Genomic DNA, 19,837 nt, shown 5'->3' on the forward strand with positions numbered 1-19,837 from the left:
TAGGTGTAAACATAACGATACAATATCGCGTATGACATGCTACTGATTCTGGAGGGATTACGTCATGACCAAAGGACAGCAACCAAACGAAAAGCCAATGATCATCCCGCAACCCATTCGCAGTGATGGCGCCGGCGGACCTGATCTGGGGCCACGAGATGTAATGAGAGATCTACAGAACCCTGATATGCTGGTACCCCCAGCAACCGATAACGGGTTATTGCCCAATCTGAGAATGTCTTTTTCCGATACCCATATGCAATTGAACCATGGGGGTTGGTCACGTGAAATCACCGTACGGGATCTCCCTGTTGCCACCACACTGGCTGGTGTGAACATGAGCCTGACACCCGGAGGTGTACGGGAATTGCACTGGCATCAACAATCCGAGTGGGCCTACATGATCTGGGGAACGGCAAGAATCACTTCGGTAGATCAGAACGGACGTAATTTTATTGCGGATGTCGGGCCTGGCGATCTCTGGTTTTTCCCCAAAGGTCTGCCCCATTCCATTCAAGGACTGGAGGACGGTTGTGAATTTCTGCTTGTGTTTGATGACGGGTCCTTCTCCGATCTGAATACGTTATCCATATCCGATTGGTTTGCCCATACGCCACCCGAGGTATTGTCTGTCAATTTCGGCGTGCCCGAATCCGCTTTTCAATCCATGCCGAAGGAACAGGTATACATTTTTCAAGATACTGTACCGGGTTCCATCGAGAGCCAGGAAGTTCAATCTCCATATGGTACCGTTCCTCTCACATTCAAACACCGATTACTGGCCCAAGAACCACTCATTACACCTGGAGGAAGCGTGCGGATTGTCGATTCCACCAACTTCCCCATCTCAACTACCGTTGCAGCCGCACTCGTTGAGATTCGACCCGGCGCCATGCGTGAACTGCACTGGCATCCCAATGCAGATGAATGGCAATACTATCTGACAGGACAAGGAAGAATGACCGTCTTTGGCGGTAATGGCATTGCTCGTACATTTGATTATCGGGCTGGAGATGTCGGGTATGTTCCTGTAGCAATGGGTCATTATATACAGAATACCGGCACAGATACGTTATGGTTTTTGGAAATATTCCGAAGTGATCGATTCGAGGATGTATCGCTGAATCAGTGGATGGCGTTAACCCCTCAGAATCTGGTCCGTGACAACCTGAATGCACCGCCTGAGTTGCTCGATGCCTTGCGTAAAGTAAAATGGCCTGTGGTCTAATTTAGTATGTATCTCTATCATTTGCGCTGAAAAGGGGTAATTGTAAGAGAATCCCACTATACAAGGAGGAATATGAAGATGAGAGCCGTTACGTTTCAGGGAATGAAGGATATTCAAGTCAAAGAGGTTGAAGATCCCGTACTGCAACAGAAGGATGATATTATCGTTCGTATTACTTCCACAGCCATATGTGGTTCCGATTTGCATATCTATCAGGGTGCTCTGCCTGCTGCCAAAGATTACGTTATCGGTCATGAACCGATGGGCATTGTAGAAGAAGTAGGTCCGGAAGTGACACGTGTGAAGAAGGGGGACCGCGTGGTCCTGCCTTTTAACATCGCTTGTGGTGAATGCTTCTATTGTAATCATGACATGGAGAGCCAGTGTGATAATTCCAATGGCAATCCGGATATTCATACAGGTGGTTATTTTGGGTTCACCGAACGCTACGGAAATCACCCTGGAGGTCAGGCAGAATTATTGCGCGTTCCCTACGGGAACTTCACTCCATTTGTAATTCCAGAATCCTGCGAACTGGAAGATGAAGCTTTATTGTTCCTGTCCGATGTTCTTCCAACCGCTTACTGGAGCGTTGAGAATGCCGGAGTTAAACCGGGAGATACAGTCACGGTACTCGGCAGCGGCCCCATTGGGCTGATGACACAGAAGTTCGCCTGGATGAAAGGTGCCAAACGCGTTATTGCTGTGGATCGCCTGCCTTATCGACTGGAAAAAGCCAAACGCCTAAACGATGCAGAAATCTTTAATTTTGAAGATTACGATGATATGGGTGAGCACATTCGTGAGATTACACAAGGCGGGACCGACGTTGTTATCGACTGTGTAGGGATGGATGGCAAAAAAAGCACGCTGGAGGACATTGGACAGAAGCTCAAATTGCATGGCGGTTCCCTGAGTGCCATCGAGATTGGCATGAAGGCCATTCGCAAATTCGGTACACTTCAACTTACAGGTGTATATGGTTCTTCCTACAACATGTTTCCATTAGGCAATCTGTTTGAACGTAATATCAATCTCAAAATGGGACAAGCCCCTGTTATACATTACATGCCTGAGTTATTCCGTAAAATCACAGCTGGTGAATTTGATCCAACCGAGATCATCTCCCATCGAATTCCACTGGAGAATGCAAGCGATGCGTATCGCATTTTCAACGATCATGAAGACGAATGTACCAAGGTTATACTAAAACCCTGAACCGTCGCTTTGATGATTATATATATGCCAACAAAAACAAGCAGATCTACCTGTTCAAGGTACTCTGCTTGTTTTGATTTTATCTAGATGAATTGGTTTATCTATTCAGACATGAGCCGGTTTAATCGCTTGAAAATACATACTTTCTCCTTGGAAGCTGACGAGTTTCCCGTGCTCCGATACCTCAAAATTAAAAAATTTCCGGATGACAGAAGGGGCACTTAGCATACTCGCTTCAAGCTCCTCTCTCTCCCGCTCAGGCAACGCTGCACGGTTACACCATTCATCAAAGTTAAAGCACTTCTGGAAGGATACCATCATTTCCATTCGGAAGCCTGCATACTCCAGCATTTGAATCCATTCCGTTTTGCGCCACGCTCGAACATGGCTTGCATCTCGGCACTTCTCCACTTCATTGTAAAACTGGTCATGCTCATCTCGTTCAGGTGCCACGTTGTCGATCAATAACAATCTGCCGCCAATTTTCAGCACTCGTAGTGCCTCATGAACAAACGCAGAAACGTCTGGAAAATGATGAGCTGCAATTCGGCAAGTCACAAGGTCAAAGGAATCATCGTCAAATGGCAGCTTCTCTGCATCTCCTGCTACAAAATCTACATTATGGTGTCCATTCCCCTGGATAAATTGTTCAGCTGCCTGCAGCATCTCCTTCGTTAAATCCAGGGCAGTCACCCGCTGAACAAGAGGAGCCAAAGAGTTGGCGACATGCCCTCCTCCAGTGGCGATGTCCAGCACATTCATATCGGGAGTGGCTTGAGAAGAAGCTACCAGCAACGCGAGATCCTCACCTTGTGCATGCCCCGCACTCGTTACATATTTTCCTGCATTTTTCGCAAACTGCTTCTGCACCTGACTTTTGATTACATCAGACATTCAAATTCCTCCTGCATAAGTTTCATCAGACAAAACTATGTTTCATAATATATTTCATTTTACCACATTTTCATAGGAATGCTAAATAAGCATTTTACACAAATCCGAGGCAACTTTCCCCTTCCTGACGAAAAAGCTGAAATAAAAAAACATCCCCCAAGTGAATTCACCCAGGAGATGTTACTTAAATCTGTTACTTCACGAGCGTTGATGACTTCTTCCACAGACCCAGAATCAGACCGGAGATCACAGCACCAATCGCAACAGCGAGCAGGAACAATAACGCGTGGTTCGCCAGTGCTGCAACAAAGATCCCGCCGTGCGGAGCTGGTACATTAATGCTCCACAATTGTGTCAGTCCGCCAGCAACAGCAGAACCAATGATGCATGATGTCAATACACGAAGTGGGTCAGCTGCTGCAAATGGAATTGCACCTTCTGTAATGAAAGACAATCCAAGAACATAGTTGGTCAGGCCAGACTTGCGTTCTTGCTCCGTAAATTTGGATTTGAAGAACGTTGTTGCCAGGGCAATCGCCAGAGGAGGTGCCATACCACCTGCCATAACCGCTGCCATCCATGCACCGTCTGTATTACCACTGGATGTGAATACACCAATGGCGAACGTGTATGCTGCTTTGTTAAACGGTCCACCCATATCAATGGCCATCATGCCACCAAGTAACAAGCCAAGTAATACTTTATTCCCTGTTCCCAGATTACCAAGTGCATCTACAAGCCAAGTGTTCAGTGAACCAAAGATTGGATCGAAAACATAGAAACTGATGGCACCCACGATCAACAAACCGAATACAGGGTACAGCAAGATTGGTTTCAAGCCATCAATTGCTTTTGGCAAACCTTTAAATGCTCTACGAAGACCAATGACTACATAACCAGCCAGGAAACCGGCAGCCAGACCACCAAGAAAACCGGCGTTTGAGTTAACCGCCATCAATCCACCGACCATACCAGGCATCAGGGCTGGGCGATCACCGATACTCATCGCGATAAATCCGGCAAGTACCGGAATCAGGAAGTGGAACGCACCTGTTCCGCCACCGATCGTTTGAAGCAGTTGCACAATCGGATTTTCAGGGCTAGCAAGCTGTTCGAACAAGAAGGAGATCGCAAGCAGGATACCGCCACCTACAACAAATGGAAGCATATGTGAGATACCGTTCATCAGATCTTTATAGATTTTGCTACCTACACTGATCTTGCCCGCGCTTGCGCCCTCTTCCTTGGTATTACCGCCTTGACTGCGATAAATCGGTGCATCGCCGTTAACCGCCTTGCGAATCAGCTCTTCGGATTTACGAATTCCATCGCTCACCGGTCTTTGCAGTACCGGTTTGCCATCAAAACGTGCCATCTCCACATTTTTGTCTGCGGCAACGATAACCCCTTTGGCACGAGCGATCTCGTCAGCCGTCAGAACATTCTGTGCTCCTTCGGAACCATTTGTTTCTACACGGATATTGATGCCCATCTCCTGAGCTTTCTTTTTAAGTGCATCTTCAGCCATAAACGTATGCGCTATCCCTGTTGGACAGGCAGTCACCGCGACAACAAAATCTTCCGAATTGGCATTACCTACGATCACACCAGAAGTATTCTGCTGCTGACTGCCAGTGGAGCCTGATGCGGCATTCGCTGCTTTTTCAGCTTTTGCTTTCTCTTTGGCTGCTTCCTTCTCAGCTGCTTCTGCCTGTTTGGCATCAAACAATGCACTCACTTCTGCAGGAGTATCTGTACTCATTAATTGTGAGATGAAATCGCTATCAATCAACAACCTGGAAAGAGCTGCAAGCGTACGCAGATGGGTATTACCTGCGCCTTCTGGAGCCGCAATCATGAAGAACACATGAGCTGGTTGATCGTCCAATGCTTCAAAGTCAAGTCCTTTTCTACTCTTCGCAAATACAACCGTTGGTTCATTTACCGCTGTTGTCTTCGCATGTGGCATCGCAATTCCGCCACCGATCCCCGTGCTGGATTCAGCTTCTCTTTTATAGATCATTTCCTTGAACAGAACAGGATCATTAATACGTCCGCTTCGGTTCAGGCTTGCAATTAGTTCATCAATAGCCTCATCTTTGGTTGTGGCTTGCAGGTCCATGATCATTGTTTCCTGGATCATCAAGTCAGTTATTCTCATCTTGGTACACTCCCTTAAGTTCTATCGGCCTGCGATGTGCAGGCCTCATTACGTTTACAATAAAAACCTTCTATATCGCCGTTAGACTAGATCGTCGTAATGTTTACTTGATTGCGCAATTCATCAATCAATTCACGTGTTGCCAGATCATCCGAGAACGCAGTCGCGCTTCCAGATGCAACCCCTGTACGGAAGGCTTCCAGCAGATCACCACTCTGTACATAGGTTCCTACGAATCCGCCAATCATGGAGTCTCCGGCACCAACCGAGTTTCTCACAGTACCTTTTGGCACACTTGCATGATGAACTTCCGCTTGAGTAATGAACAGTGCGCCCTCGCCTGCCATGGAGATCAATACATGTTTCGCACCTGCTTCCAGCAACTTGCGGCCGTACAACACGAGTTCCTCACGAGTCTCAATGGTTACACCAAACAGTTCGGCCAGTTCATGATGATTTGGTTTCACCAGCAAGGGTGCATGTTCAAGAGCTTCCATTAATGCAGGGCCAGTTGTATCAATTACAAATTCGGCTCCCGTTTGCTTGCATACTTTAATGAGGCGATCATAAAAATCCGTTCCAAGTGAAGGCGGTACACTTCCGGAGAGAATGACAATATCTCCTTTTTCCAACGAAGACAATTTGTGAAGCAACTGCTCTGCCTCTTCGGCACTTATTACAGGTCCAAGACCATTAATCTCGGTCTCTTCTCCATGCTTCAGCTTGATATTAATGCGAGTATCGTCTGCAATCGTAACAAAGTCTGTGAGAATGTTATCTTCTTGCAACTTGTCATTAATGAAACGTCCGGTGAATCCACCAAGGAAACCAATAGCTGTGTTATCTGCTCCAAGTTGATTCAGTATGCGAGAGACATTAATGCCTTTGCCGCCCGGAAGCTTCAAATCCCGATTCATTCGATTCAATCCACCAAGCTTCAGCTCATCGACTTCCACGATGTAATCAATGGACGGGTTAAGTGTTATCGTATATATCATTGTTATCCCTCAATTATTTTAGTTTTCTGGGCGATTCCAGGCCGCCAGTGTTCTGGCATCTGCTCGGTAATCAAATCGGCCTCCTCCAAATCGAACAATTTGGCAAAAGTAATTTCCCCTATTTTGCTGGAATCAGCCAGCACATAAGATTTTCCCGACAATTGATGTGCACGCCTTTTAATCAAGGCTTCCTCCGGATCCGGTGTTGTATACCCCATTTCGGGATCAACTCCGTTGCTTCCAAGAAAACATTTATCAAAACGAAAATTATCCATGTTCTGTAATGCGATACTGCCAATGACTGCTTTCGTATGAATTTTCATCATACCTCCAAGCAAATAACTGCGAATACGCTTGCTTACCAAAGCTTCAACATGTGAAAGTCCATTGGTAACAACCGTTACGTCCTTAGCTTCAATAAAGGGAATCATGGCTAACGTTGTCGTTCCCGCATCCAGATAGATGCATTCACCATTTTCGATCTCCTGTGCAGCCAAACGAGCGATCATTGTTTTTTGTTGAATGTTTTTGAACGTTTTTTCTTCCATGCCCGGTTCCAGCGTTTTTTCGTTCACCAGTGCGGCACCGCCATGAATGCGTTTGAGCATCTGACGACTCTCTAGGTCAATCAAATCACGTCTAATCGTTGATTCAGAAGCACCTAGCACATCAACAAGCTCTTGTAACTTCACAATTCCCTGTAAATGTAAGCGCTCTATTATTGCAGCATATCGTTCTTCAGTCAGCATCTTCATTCCTCCAACTGCTTCTATAGTATCATAAATCCCTCAAAAAACAACCATTATCATTCAAAATAATTTAAAAACATTCAAAAACCCGCATCTTTCGACTTATTTTCTTGTCCAATTGTCCCTTCCCCAGACTCCTGAACATGCATCTGATAATCTAGTCCCTATTTTATCGAAGGATGTGACCTGATGACAGATCATCCACATAAACGGCGAAAACCTTGTGTCCTGCATCAGAAAAAGAAAGTTTCCAATCCTCGCTTTGGATGGATCTCATCCAACTGGAGTGGTTATGCTCGTAAAGGAACACAGAACCAATACCGCCGCATCTCAGCTGAATGGACTGTCCCCTATGTTCTACCTAGTACACGTAACGCATATTCATCCGCATGGATTGGAATTGATGGCTTTGAGAATAGCAGTCTCATTCAGACCGGAACAGGTCACGACTGGTTTCAAGGCAAGCCCAGCTATTATGCCTGGTGGGAGATCCTGCCTGACGCGGAGACCATTATTCCACATCCCGTTTCTCCTGGTCATCGCATTCGGGCAGTCATCTCCAAGTTAACTCGCAAAACCTGGTGCATCACTGTTTCTAATCTAACTCTAGGCTGGACCTTCCGCACCATTCAGTACTATTCGGGTCCGCAGTCCTCTGCGGAATGGATTGTTGAAGCACCCACTGTTGGAAGCTCCATTGCCTCCATGGCAAGGCTTACTCCTGTAACCTTCAACATGTGCCGTCTGAACGGATGCTCTCCTACTTTTCGTACCTCTCAAAAAGGGATCATGGTTCAAGGACGAGGTATCGTCTCGGTCCCTGGTAATCCTAATCGGTGCAAAGATGGATTTACAGTTCGTCGCTTTACGGGTTCGTCGCAATACTTGAGTATTTAATGATTGAACGAAGTTTCTTAATTCGTGGCTTAACGTTGGTGTTTCACGGCCTTCGTATCTCCATTAAAAATCCTGCAGCCTCCAGCGCTTGATGCGCGGGTTTGCAGGATTTTTCTTTTCATGGAAACTTCATGGCGTTTATGACTCTACAACCATTGCATCCGGTTTGGGTTTAAGCCATTTGCCATCCTCATTAATAAAAGCCCCCTTGAAGCGGCCCATCTCCAATTGTTCAATCAGCCTTTCCTCGTCCATGACCAGAATCTCAGCTAACTGCCCCGAGGTGTAATAATGAGCGGGATTGTAGTCGAGCAGCACAGGAACAGACGTATCATATAGTTCTTTGATCAGATTCTCAAAGGAATGCCGACCCAGGTTCTCCATGTCTCTATAAAACTGCAAATGTTGGGACACCATATTACGGAAAGATTTATTCTCCAGATGCATCCACAACGTATTGCAAGCCTGAACACTCATATGATTTTGTTCCACATCAAAATATTGCACTTCTTCAATCTTCATGTATTTCTCTTGAAATGCAACGATCTTAATCAAAGGTACATTTCGTTTACGTGACGCTTTCTTCAAATGGGCTCTAAATTGTTCATAGTTCATTTCATTCATCTATTATCCCTGCCTTTAACATGTTCCAACCGACATTTTACAACAAATTGTAGGCAAGTGTAACCTTCATCATGTGAAAAACAAAAAAACGTGCAGCATCAGATGCCACACGTTCACCATATTATAGAGTGCATTTAATCAGCCAAGGGCACCCGTTTTCGCCCACGTAGCCGTAAATTCCTGTTCTTCATACGCATAGAATTGTTGCAAAATAACCTCCCGATCATCAAGGAACAACTGATCCGCTATGGCAGAGACCAGTTTCGGCACCGCACTCTTGGTCCCCGATATGGCCGATGCGGACAGACCACAGCTGGCAAGTGCAGAGTAATTGAATACGAACAGTCCATGCAGCTGTTCCTTACCCTGCTCACTTCTGCTAGTCATCGCAAACCCTGAACTCAGGTATGGATGTGCGTCTAACAATGCATTACAATGCTCTGACGGAGCCTGATAACAGTCCTCCCAACGTGCGATATGCGACTCTACAAGTCTGAGTTCAGGCCGGAGTGCCGGATCACTGAGAAGACCTGTGCTAATAATCAGAAAATCAAACTCATATGCTCCCTGTGCGGTATACACAACTGTGCCTTGGTCTGTTGCTTCTACACTGAGCCAAGGCGAGTTCAAATGCAATTTGAATCCAGGCCAGGCCGCCGCACGATTAAACGTATCGTTGGTTGGCGGTTGATTGAATTTGAAGAAATGAGAGATCACTTCATATTTATCAGCAACCGGAAGAGCGTGGTATCGCTCGATCATACCGGATTGTTCCATCTGACGAATAGGATTAACACTAGGCAGCTGTTCCCGCCGTACAAATACATGAGCTTCCGCCACACCAGTGGCAAGCGCATAACTGGCATTATCAAAAGCAGAAGCTCCGCCGCCAAGCACTGCAACCCGTTTACCTTTTAACCGTTCAAAATCAATCGCTTCAGACGTATGGGCATATAGCTCCCGAGGTAATCTATCGGCAATCATGGAAGGTACATGCCACTCTCCTCCCCCTTGTATTCCCGTAGCAAACACTACTTTACGAGCAAGTATGACATCCATCTGAGTTCCTGCCTTGTTCACATGAAGCCGATGTATGCCGTTCTCTGTTGGCTCAACCAGTGTCAATTTCACCTCATTAAGCACAGGCAGATTCAATACTTCCCGATACCAGCGCAAGTAATTCATCCAGTCTCCACGCGGGATCTTGTCTACCTCTTCCCAACCTTCGGGCCCAACCTGTGCTTCCCACCATGAGCGAAAGGTTAACGAGGGGATACCCAGATCGATGGAAGTCAGATGCTTGGGTGTACGCAAAGTGACCATACGCGCATAAGTCTCCCAAGGTCCTTCAAGCCCCGATGTGTTCTCGTCAATGACCACAATATTGGAGATTCGTTCACGAAGCAGCCCAAATGCCGCCCCTAATCCACTCTGGCCTCCACCCACAATGACGACATCATAGACATGACCATCCGCATGTTCTCTTGGACGTACCCAGTTCGCGCCACCAAATGACAAATAATCCAGATCAGTCTTCACACGTTCATTCAAAGCTTCCAGGCTCATGATTCATCAACCCTTTCGAGATACATATATGAACTATTTTTTTTTGATTATTTTTGATGTGAGTTTGTTGTCAGTTATATTGGAATAATTATGATTCCACCTTGTATTTCTGAAATATATTAGCGTTATTATATGAGTTATCGGGGATGAATTGAAGTTCGCGGCAGCTTTATTGTCATCAAAACTAAAAATAACTGACATGCTTGTTAATCTGCACGAAGCTAACTGGACGGTACCTTCACCCTCTTGTGCGCTTCCTTCTAGACGGGTGCTTTTGCAGAAAATAAAAAAGACAGACCAAGATGTAACCTTGGTCTGTCTTATTAAAGGAATGCTATTGGCCGGCTTGTTCACGGCGCTGCAATTTTTCATTGGTTAATTTCTCAGGGGTCACATCATGACCCAGTGGGTCCACAACGGATACTGCCAACATGGTTGTCAGCACCTGACCTCGAATAGCCTGTAAATATTGTTTTCTAAGCTCCTGCTGCTCACTTTTTTCTGCTTTCGTCAAGCCGACGCTGCTGCGTTGTTTTCGACTTAATTCATTGATGCGTCCCAAAATAGGAATCATGCAATCCACCTCACTTGTTAGTCCAATTCTCGAAAGATATTTCGAATATCTTCAAACTAACTTATTACAACTTCACGAATTTGTCCATAGGCGCGCAATCCGTTAAGAAGTTTTTAGGTGATCTCGTGCACAGACCACACGATGCCATTCGTAGCACCACTGCCCAGATTCAACGTAATCGTCAGCCCGTTTGCGGCATAGAACAGTCCAATTACATCTCCCGCATTCAATGCCACTTCTACCGCCAAAGTAACTGCACCGCTTCCCAGTACTGCCCGCAGTGTTAGTAGTGTAACGGCTATATTGAGTACGGGCAATAAACCACTAACCAGAGTTGTAACTGTCGGTGATGTCCTTTGGACTAGAAAGGCTGGGTTAACTCCAGCACCCAGTGATAGGGCGATCGCTGCGGTCGTTGCATAATTGATCGTCGCCACAATGGAATATCTTCCTGACACCGGGACCGTGTAATTTCCTGTTGTTGCATTGAAGTTGGCATTACCGTAATAAGGACTCGTTGTCGTCCAGTTGGTTAACTGTGCGCTCGTTGCTGTCGAAAGTGTCGCCAGGAAGGCCGAGAATCCTTGTGTTGCAAAGTTGGGCCCGGTTGGGCCCGTAGCTCCTGTCAGCCCCGTTGCCCCAGTCGCACCTGTAGTTCCTGTTATGCCTGTTGCTCCAGTGGCACCCGTAGCTCCGGTTGCACTAGTTACACCAGTTATGCCGGTAGCTCCTGTAAGTCCGTTAGCACCAGTTGGTCCAGTCGGGCCGGTTGCACCTGTACTCCCGGCTGTTCCAGTTGCACCTGTAGATCCAGTCGCACCCGTGATGCCGGTTGTTCCTGTAACTCCTGTTGTGCCGGTACTTCCGGTGGTGCCCGTTGCACCTGTAGTTCCTGTAGTTCCTGTAGTCCCAGTTACACCAGTTAGTCCTGCAGCTCCTGTTATTCCTGTTTCTCCAGTTGCTCCGGTCGCGCCTGTTATACCTGTAACTCCTGCTGAACCCGTACTTCCTGTGGCTCCTGTAAGACCAGTCGCTCCTGCAACTCCGGTTGTTCCTGTGGTACCTGTTGCTCCAGTAAGTCCGTTAGTGCCCGTAACTCCTGTTGTGCCTGTGGCTCCTGATACACCTGTGACCCCTGTAGCCCCAGTTGCTCCGGTCGCGCCAGCAATACCCGTGGTTCCGGTAATACCAGTTGGGCCAGTCGTGCCTGTAATTCCAGTTAACCCCGTCTCCCCGGTGACGCCTGTTGCTCCAGTCGTACCCGTTGTACCTGTCGTGCCGGTTATGCCTGTTGTGCCTGTTGTGCCTGTGGCTCCTGTTACACCCGTAGTTCCGGTTATACCGGTAACTCCCGTAGTCCCCGTGACCCCAGTGGCTCCAGTAGCTCCTGTTGTACCGGTAACACCAGTTAAGCCAGTCGTCCCGGTTATGCCAGTGGCACCGGTTGCTCCCGTTACACCTGTCGTACCGGTAGCGCCTGTTACCCCCGTCTCTCCAGTAGCTCCAGTCGCGCCAGTTACTCCAGCAACTCCCGTGGTTCCCGTGGCTCCAGTACCACCGGTGAGTCCTGTCGCACCAGTCGTTCCGGTGACCCCTGTTAGACCCGTTTCCCCTGTGACACCAGTGGCACCAGTTGGTCCCGTTACACCAGTTGGCCCAGTGATTCCTGTTAGACCTGTTTCCCCTGTGATGCCAGTTGTGCCCGTTACGCCAGTAGCTCCGGTTGGTCCAGTGCTTCCTGCTGCTCCAGTCGCTCCAGTTACGCCAGCAACTCCCGTGGTTCCCGTGGCTCCAGTCACACCGGTGAGTCCTGTCACACCAGTCGTACCTGTGACCCCTGTTAGACCCGTTTCCCCTGTGATCCCAGTTGTGCCCGTTACGCCAGTAACTCCCGTAGTCCCCGTACTTCCCGTGACCCCAGTGGCTCCGGCCGCACCTGTAGTACCCGTAACACCAGTTACGCCAGTCGTACCGGTTATGCCAGTGGCACCGGTTGCTCCCGTTACACCTGTCGTACCGGTAGCGCCTGTTACACCCGTCTCTCCAGTAGCTCCAGTCACGCCAGTTACGCCAGCAACTCCCGTGGTTCCCGTGGCTCCAGTCACACCGGTGAGTCCTGTCAAACCAGTCGTACCTGTTACCCCTGTTAGACCCGTTTCTCCTGTGACGCCAGTAGTCCCTATGGCTCCGGTCACGCCAGTGACTCCAGTTGTGCCTGTGACCCCGGTGGGTCCCGTTAGACCAGTCGTTCCGGTAACTCCTGTTTCACCAATACTTCCTGTAGCACCGGTCGCGCCAGTAGTTCCTGTTAGACCCGTTTCCCCCGTGACCCCAGTTACACCAGTTGTACCGGTTATGCCAGTTGTACCGGTTATACCAGTAACTCCCGTAGTCCCCGTACTTCCCGTGGCTCCTGTCGTACCCGTGACCCCAGTCGCTCCGGTCGCACCTGTAGTACCCGTAGCACCAGTTACGCCAGTCGTACCGGTTATGCCAGTGGCACCGGTTGCTCCCGTTACACCTGTCGTACCGGTAGTGCCTGTTACACCCGTCTCTCCAGTAGCTCCAGTCACGCCCGTAATTCCAGTCGCGCCAGTTACGCCAGCAACTCCCGTGGTTCCCGTTGCTCCAGTACCACCGGTGAGTCCTGTCGCACCAGTCGTTCCTGTGACCCCTGTTAGACCCGTTTCCCCTGTGACTCCTGTTAATCCAGTCGTACCTGTTACGCCAGTAACTCCGGTTGGTCCCGTTAAACCTGTCGTACCGGTAGCGCCGGTTACGCCAGTAACTCCCGTCGGTCCCGTTGCTCCAGTAGCACCGGCCGGTCCCGTAACACCAGTCGTACCTGTGACCCCTGTTAGACCCGTCTCACCAGTTTGGCCAGTTGTGCCGGTGGCACCTGTAATTCCAGTAGCTCCAGCCACACCCGTAATTCCAGTTACGCCGGTCGTGCCGGTTGGTCCTGTTTCACCAGTAATACCCATTGGACCGGTTACCCCTGTAGCACCTGTAAATCCAGTTACGCCAGTAATACCAGTCGCACCGGTTGGTCCTGCCGTGCCGGTTATGCCAGTGGCACCAGTTGGTCCCGTTACACCTGTCGTACCAGTAACGCCGGTTACACCTGTCTCACCAGTTTGGCCAGTTGTGCCGGTGGCGCCTGTAATTCCAGTAGCTCCAGTCACACCCGTAATGCCAGTTACGCCGGTCGTGCCGGTTATTCCTGTTTCTCCTGTAAATCCGGTTACGCCAGTAATCCCAGTCGCACCTGTGATCCCGGTTAGACCCGTCTCCCCAGTGACTCCAGTAAGTCCAGTTACTCCCGTAACTCCGGTTGATCCTGTCACACCAGTTGGACCAGTAATTCCAGTAGCACCAGTCGGCCCGGTTACGCCAGTTATTCCTGTGGAACCCGTACTCCCCGTTGCTCCTGTGACTCCAGTTATGCCAGTCGCACCAGTGGCTCCGGTTGGTCCTGTCGTGCCGGTAACGCCTGTTACACCCGTCTCTCCTGTACTACCAGTGGTTCCTGTTGCTCCACTTAATCCCGTTACACCAGTTGGACCAGTAAATCCTGTTAGACCCGTCTCACCAGTGGCGCCAGTTAGTCCAGTCGCACCAGTGACTCCCGTTAGACCCGTTCCCCCCGTAATGCCGGTTGTACCCGTACTTCCCGTTGCTCCTGTGACTCCAGTTATGCCAGTCACACCAGTGGCTCCGGTTGGTCCTGTTGTGCCGGTAACGCCTGTTACACCCGTCTCTCCTGTAATGCCCGTGGCTCCAGTTAATCCCGTATCACCAGTTGGACCAGTAATCCCTGTTAGACCTGTTTCCCCTGTAATGCCAGTTGTACCCGTAACGCCAGTAACTCCAGTGGGTCCCGTGCTTCCTGTTACACCCGTAACACCAGTTGGTCCTGCCGTGCCGGTAAATCCTGTAGTACCTGTAACCCCAGTGAATCCAGTTACTCCCGTCTCACCAGTTTGGCCAGTAGTCCCGGTGACACCTGTAATTCCAGTAGCTCCAGTTACGCCAGTAATACCAGTCGCACCGGTTGATCCCGTTACGCCAGTAACCCCGGTTGGTCCCGTTACACCTGTCGCACCGGTCGCGCCTGTTACACCCGCCTCTCCAGTGGCACCGGTTGCTCCCGTCGTGCCGGTAAATCCTGTAGTACCTGTAACCCCAGTTACGCCGGTCGTGCCGGTTATTCCTGTTTCACCAGTAATACCCGTTGAACCAGTTGCCCCTGTAACTCCAGTAGCTCCAATCGCACCTGTTGTACCCGTAAGTCCAGTTAAGCCAGTCTGGCCGGTTGTGCCAGTGGCACCGGTTGATCCCGTCGTGCCAGTAAATCCTGTAGTACCTGTAACCCCAGTGAATCCAGTTACTCCCGTCTCACCAGTTTGGCCAGTTGTGCCGGTTGGTCCTGTTTCACCAGTAATACCCGTTGAACCAGTTGCCCCTGTAGCACCTGTAAATCCAGTTACGCCAGTTATTCCAGTATCACCAGTCGTCCCCGTAATACCTGTCGTTCCGGTGATACCGGTAACTCCTGTGGCACCAGTTATTCCTGTGGAACCAGTACTCCCTGTTTCTCCTGTAACTCCAGTAGTACCTGTGACTCCGGTTATGCCAGTCGTACCGGTTGGCCCCGTTACACCTGTCGTACCTGTATCGCCTGTTACCCCCGTCTCTCCAGTGGCACCGGTTGCTCCCGTCGTGCCGGTAAATCCTGTAGTACCTGTAACCCCAGTTACGCCGGTCGTGCCGGTTATTCCTGTTTCACCAGTAATACCCGTTGAACCAGTTGCCCCTGTAACTCCAGTAGCTCCAATCGCACCTGTTGTACCCGTAAGTCCAGTTAAGCCAGTCTGGCCGGTTGTGCCAGTGGCACCGGTTGATCCCGTCGTGCCAGTAAATCCTGTAGTACCTGTAACCCCAGTGAATCCAGTTACTCCCGTCTCACCAGTTTGGCCAGTTGTGCCGGTTGGTCCTGTTTCACCAGTAATACCCGTTGAACCAGTTGCCCCTGTAGCACCTGTAAATCCAGTTACGCCAGTTATTCCAGTATCACCAGTCGTCCCCGTAATACCTGTCGTTCCGGTGATACCGGTAACTCCTGTGGCACCAGTTATTCCTGTGGAACCAGTACTCCCTGTTTCTCCTGTAACTCCAGTAGTACCTGTGACTCCGGTTATGCCAGTCGTACCGGTTGGCCCCGTTACACCTGTCGTACCTGTATCGCCTGTTACCCCCGTCTCTCCTGTACTACCAGTGGTTCCTGTTGCTCCACTTAATCCCGTTACACCAGTTGGACCAGTGATTCCTGTTACACCTGTTTCTCCTGTAATGCCAGTTGTGCCCGTTACGCCAGTAGCTCCGGTTGTTCCAGTCACACCTGTGATACCCGTAGTTCCGGTTATGCCAGTGGCACCAGTTGATCCCGTCGTTCCGGTAAATCCTGTAGTACCTGACACCCCAGTGAATCCAGTTACTCCCGTCTCACCAGTTTGACCAGTAGTACCGGTGGCGCCTGTTTCACCAGAAATACCCGTTAGACCGTTTGCTCCTGTAGCACCTGTAAAACCAGTTACACCAGTCGGTCCGGTGATGCCCGTAGTTCCCGTAACACCAGTCAGTCCAGTCGCACCTGTGATACCGGTTAGACCCGTTTCCCCTGTGACACCAGTTACACCAGTAACTCCGGTTGTACCCGTGCTTCCTGTTGCTCCAGTCATACCTGTGACTCCTGTTGTTCCCGTAACGCCAGTTAAACCAGTCGGTCCTGTCACACCAGTCGCACCGGTTGTACCCGTACTTCCCGTTGGGCCGGTAAATCCAGTAATACCTGTTGTACCGGTTGGTCCTGTTTCGCCAGTGACTCCGGTTGTGCCTGTGACCCCGGTGGATCCCGTTAGACCAGTCGTGCCGGTAACTCCTGGTTCACCAGTACTTCCTGTAGCACCAGTCACGCCTGTGATGCCCGTGGGTCCTGTTACTCCAGTAAATCCTGTAACACCAGTTGGGCCAATAGTTCCTGTTAGACCCGTTTCCCCTGTGACACCAGTTACGCCAGTGGCGCCAGTCAGTCCGGTAATGCCTGTGGTACCCGTGATACCCGTAACTCCAGTTAGGCCAGTCGTGCCGGTTGGTCCTGTTGCGCCGGTGGCCCCGGTTACACCTGTTGCTCCTGTTTCTCCAGTTGAACCAGTAGCTCCGGTGGGCCCCGTAATGCCGGTTGTTCCCGTATTTCCCGTCGCTCCTGTAGTTCCAGTTCCTGTAGCACCTGTACTTCCAGTAGTTCCGGTCACACCAGTGATTCCCGTAACGCCAGTTAAACCGGCTGTACCTGTTGGTCCTGTTTCACCAGTAATACCTGTTATTCCAGTGCTTCCTGTTGCCCCAGTGATGCCAGTAGTACCTGTCGTTCCAGTAATTCCCGTAGCACCAGTAACGCCTGTGCCCCCTGTTAGGCCCGTTACTCCAGTAACTCCCGTGGTGCCCGTTATACCTGTGACTCCTGTTTCTCCTGTGACACCAGTAGTTCCTGTGGCTCCGGTCACACCTGTGGTACCCGTAACGCCAGTCAATCCTGTCGTGCCGGTTACACCGATGGGTCCCGTTAGACCAGTATTTCCAGTCGCTCCCGTCTCACCAGTTAATCCAGTTGCCCCCGTAGTGCCTGTTATTCCAGAAGTACCCGTGCTTCCTGTAACCCCAGTCTCACCCGTAATACCTGTTAGACCCGTCTCTCCAGTGACACCAGTAGCTCCGGTCACACCTGTGATTCCAGTTACTCCCGTCTCTCCGTTTACTCCGGCTGTTCCCGTAGTGCCTGTGATGCCAGTAATTCCTGTGGCACCCGTATTTCCCGTTACTCCTGAAACCCCTGATACACCAGTTGTGCCAGTGGCACCGGCTGCTCCAGTAACACCTGTACTTCCAGTGGTTCCAGTCGTACCTGTTTCTCCAGTAATACCAGTTGCTCCAGTCAGTCCGGTGATGCCTGTTGTTCCAGTTAAGCCAGTCGTGCCGGTGACACCAGTTGGTCCTGTGACTCCTGTTAACCCCATCTCACCAGTAAATCCAGTAGCTCCGGTTACACCCGTATTACCCTTAACGCCTGTAACTCCCGTAGTTCCCGTAGACCCGGTCTCCCCAGTGGTTCCTGTCACACCAGTCGTACCCGTACTTCCCGTTGCTCCTATCGTACCTGTAACTCCGGTCGTACCTGTTTCTCCAGTAGATCCAGTCAAACCTGTCTCACCAGTTGGGCCGGTCGTACCTGTAGTTCCAGTTTCGCCTGTAGCCCCAGTCGTTCCCGTCACACCTGTCGTTCCTGTAGCCCCTGTTAGCCCCGCTTCTCCAGTGGCACCAGTTGCTCCGATTGCACCTGTAATACCAGTACTTCCCGTTGATCCAGTACCCCCGGTGGTTCCTGTAACACCAGTCGTACCTGTGTTTCCTGTTAGACCCGTCTCCCCTGTAATACCGGTCGCACCTGTAGTACCCGTTACGCCAGTAACTCCCGTGGTTCCAGTTTCTCCAGTTAGACCGGTTACCCCTGTAACACCTGTGAATCCAGTAATACCAGTTGCGCCTGTATTCCCTGAAGTACCAGTACTTCCAGTAGCTCCCGTCACACCAGTGATACCTGTAACGCCAGTTGCCCCTATCGATCCTGTTTCGCCGGTGGCTCCTGTCACACCTGTTAGACCCATTTCCCCTGTGACACCAGTTACGCCAGTTGTGCCGGTTACGCCAGTAACTCCGGTTGTACCTGTGCTTCCTGTTGCTCCAGTCGTACCTGCGACTCCTGTTGTTCCTGTAGCGCCGGTGACTCCAGTTGTGCCAGCGGGTCCTGTTAACCCTGTATCACCAGTAATTCCGGTAGCACCAGTAATTCCAGTAAATCCAGTCACACCTGTGTTGCCCGTAACGCCAGTAACTCCCGTAGATCCGGTCGCCCCGGTTGGTCCCGTTACACCTGTCGTACCTGTTACGCCTGTTACACCCGTCTCACCAGTAATACCAGTGGCGCCAATCAGTCCAGTGATACCTGTTGTTCCAGTAGAACCTGTTACCCCCGTCGCACCAGTCGTTCCTGTTGTACCCGTAATTCCTGTGGTTCCTGTTTGGCCAGTACTTCCCGTTATACCTGTTAATCCAGTCGGACCTGTTAGCCCCGTCTCGCCAGTGACACCAGTTGCTCCTGTTGCTCCTGTTGCTCCCGTGATCCCTGTGAATCCAGTAATACCGGTTATACCAGTCGGTCCTGTTGATCCCGTTCTTCCTGTTTCACCAGTAGTTCCAGTTAGTCCCATCACACCAATCCCAGTTGGACCAGTTGCTCCAGTGAACCCGGTGGCCCCAGCTAATCCAGTAACTCCAGTTGGACCTGTAAAGCCGGTTATACCAGTATTTCCTGTAACACCGGTCACGCCTGTAACACCAAATCCGGTAATTCCAGTTGCGCCGGTTGTTCCTGTGACTCCAGTCAATCCGGTGCCAGTTGCACCTGTAAATCCTGTAACTCCTGTACTTCCAGTAGAACCAGTTACTCCTGCCTCACCCATTGAACCGGTTGGACCTGTAAATCCGGTAGTTCCAGTCACACCTGTGTTGCCCATCAGTCCGGTAACTCCAATGGAACCTGTGACCCCAGTTATTCCAGTGCTGCCCGTGATTCCAGTTGAACCCGTAACACCCGTAACTCCAGTTACTCCAGTTACTCCAGTCCGTCCTGTGAGACCGATTGCTCCCCTTTTGCCTGGAGACCCAGGGTCTCCGGTTGCTCCAGTTGCCCCTGTTGTTCCGGTGTATCCTCGCATTCCTCGATAACCCCGTGGGCCGCGAAGGAAAGGAATCCTGTGGCTTTTCTTTTTTTTGCACGAACATCTGTTTTTCTTACAAGATTTACTCTTC

Annotated in this window: 11 protein-coding genes; 3 read left to right on the forward strand and 8 right to left on the reverse strand. The window is 50.1% G+C overall.

Going from position 1 to position 19,837, the window contains the following annotated elements; translation table 11 throughout:
• Nucleotides 1-64 precede the first annotated feature (64 nt).
• Both MHH93_RS19105 and MHH93_RS19110 read left to right on the forward strand, forming a co-directional pair.
• Nucleotides 65-1,228, forward strand: coding sequence for an oxalate decarboxylase family bicupin (locus MHH93_RS19105; protein ID WP_500055297.1), 1,164 nt, complete (start codon nt 65-67; stop codon nt 1,226-1,228).
• Between the two features lie 78 nt (nt 1,229-1,306).
• Nucleotides 1,307-2,446 (forward strand): zinc-dependent alcohol dehydrogenase, encoded by a 1,140-nt coding sequence (locus tag MHH93_RS19110; RefSeq protein WP_500055298.1) that lies wholly within the window; start codon nt 1,307-1,309, stop codon nt 2,444-2,446.
• Nucleotides 2,447-2,551: 105 nt separating this feature from the next.
• On the opposite strand, the gene MHH93_RS19115 is transcribed toward MHH93_RS19110, so the two are convergent.
• From MHH93_RS19115 to MHH93_RS19130, 4 genes are all read right to left on the reverse strand, one after another.
• Nucleotides 2,552-3,340 (reverse strand): class I SAM-dependent methyltransferase, encoded by a 789-nt coding sequence (locus MHH93_RS19115; protein ID WP_500055299.1) that lies wholly within the window; start codon nt 3,338-3,340, stop codon nt 2,552-2,554.
• 193 nt (nt 3,341-3,533) lie between these two features.
• Nucleotides 3,534-5,501 (reverse strand): PTS fructose transporter subunit IIABC, encoded by a 1,968-nt coding sequence (locus MHH93_RS19120; RefSeq protein ID WP_500055300.1) that lies wholly within the window; start codon nt 5,499-5,501, stop codon nt 3,534-3,536.
• Nucleotides 5,502-5,587: 86 nt separating this feature from the next.
• Complete coding sequence (gene pfkB, locus MHH93_RS19125; RefSeq protein WP_500055301.1) at nt 5,588-6,499, reverse strand: 1-phosphofructokinase; 912 nt, start codon at nt 6,497-6,499, stop codon at nt 5,588-5,590.
• 2 nt (nt 6,500-6,501) lie between these two features.
• A complete protein-coding gene (locus tag MHH93_RS19130; protein WP_315936522.1) occupies nt 6,502-7,248 on the reverse strand; it encodes a DeoR/GlpR family DNA-binding transcription regulator in 747 nt (248 codons plus the stop codon).
• Nucleotides 7,249-7,437: 189 nt separating this feature from the next.
• Here MHH93_RS19130 and MHH93_RS19135 point away from each other — a divergent pair, with 189 nt between their 5' ends.
• Nucleotides 7,438-8,145, forward strand: a complete 708-nt coding sequence (locus MHH93_RS19135) for a G1 family glutamic endopeptidase (RefSeq protein ID WP_500055302.1) — start codon at nt 7,438-7,440, stop codon at nt 8,143-8,145.
• A 138-nt stretch (nt 8,146-8,283) separates the two neighbouring features.
• Here the strand turns inward: MHH93_RS19135 and MHH93_RS19140 are convergent, their stop codons facing one another.
• The 4 genes from MHH93_RS19140 to MHH93_RS19155 all read right to left on the reverse strand — a co-directional run bounded on the left by MHH93_RS19140 (nt 8,284) and on the right by MHH93_RS19155 (nt 19,743).
• Nucleotides 8,284-8,769 (reverse strand): hypothetical protein, encoded by a 486-nt coding sequence (locus tag MHH93_RS19140; protein WP_062833582.1) that lies wholly within the window; start codon nt 8,767-8,769, stop codon nt 8,284-8,286.
• A 138-nt stretch (nt 8,770-8,907) separates the two neighbouring features.
• Nucleotides 8,908-10,335 carry an NAD(P)-binding domain-containing protein gene (locus MHH93_RS19145; protein ID WP_500055303.1) on the reverse strand — a complete coding sequence of 476 codons (1,428 nt, stop codon included), beginning with the start codon at nt 10,333-10,335 and terminating at the stop codon, nt 8,908-8,910.
• A 334-nt stretch (nt 10,336-10,669) separates the two neighbouring features.
• Nucleotides 10,670-10,909 (reverse strand): DUF896 domain-containing protein, encoded by a 240-nt coding sequence (locus MHH93_RS19150; RefSeq protein ID WP_047842338.1) that lies wholly within the window; start codon nt 10,907-10,909, stop codon nt 10,670-10,672.
• Between the two features lie 113 nt (nt 10,910-11,022).
• Nucleotides 11,023-19,743 carry a beta strand repeat-containing protein gene (locus tag MHH93_RS19155; RefSeq protein ID WP_500055304.1) on the reverse strand — a complete coding sequence of 2,907 codons (8,721 nt, stop codon included), beginning with the start codon at nt 19,741-19,743 and terminating at the stop codon, nt 11,023-11,025.
• Nucleotides 19,744-19,837 lie beyond the last annotated feature (94 nt).

This window comes from Priestia sp. FSL H7-0729 (genome assembly GCF_038005685.1).
GTDB lineage: Bacteria > Bacillota > Bacilli > Paenibacillales > Paenibacillaceae > Paenibacillus.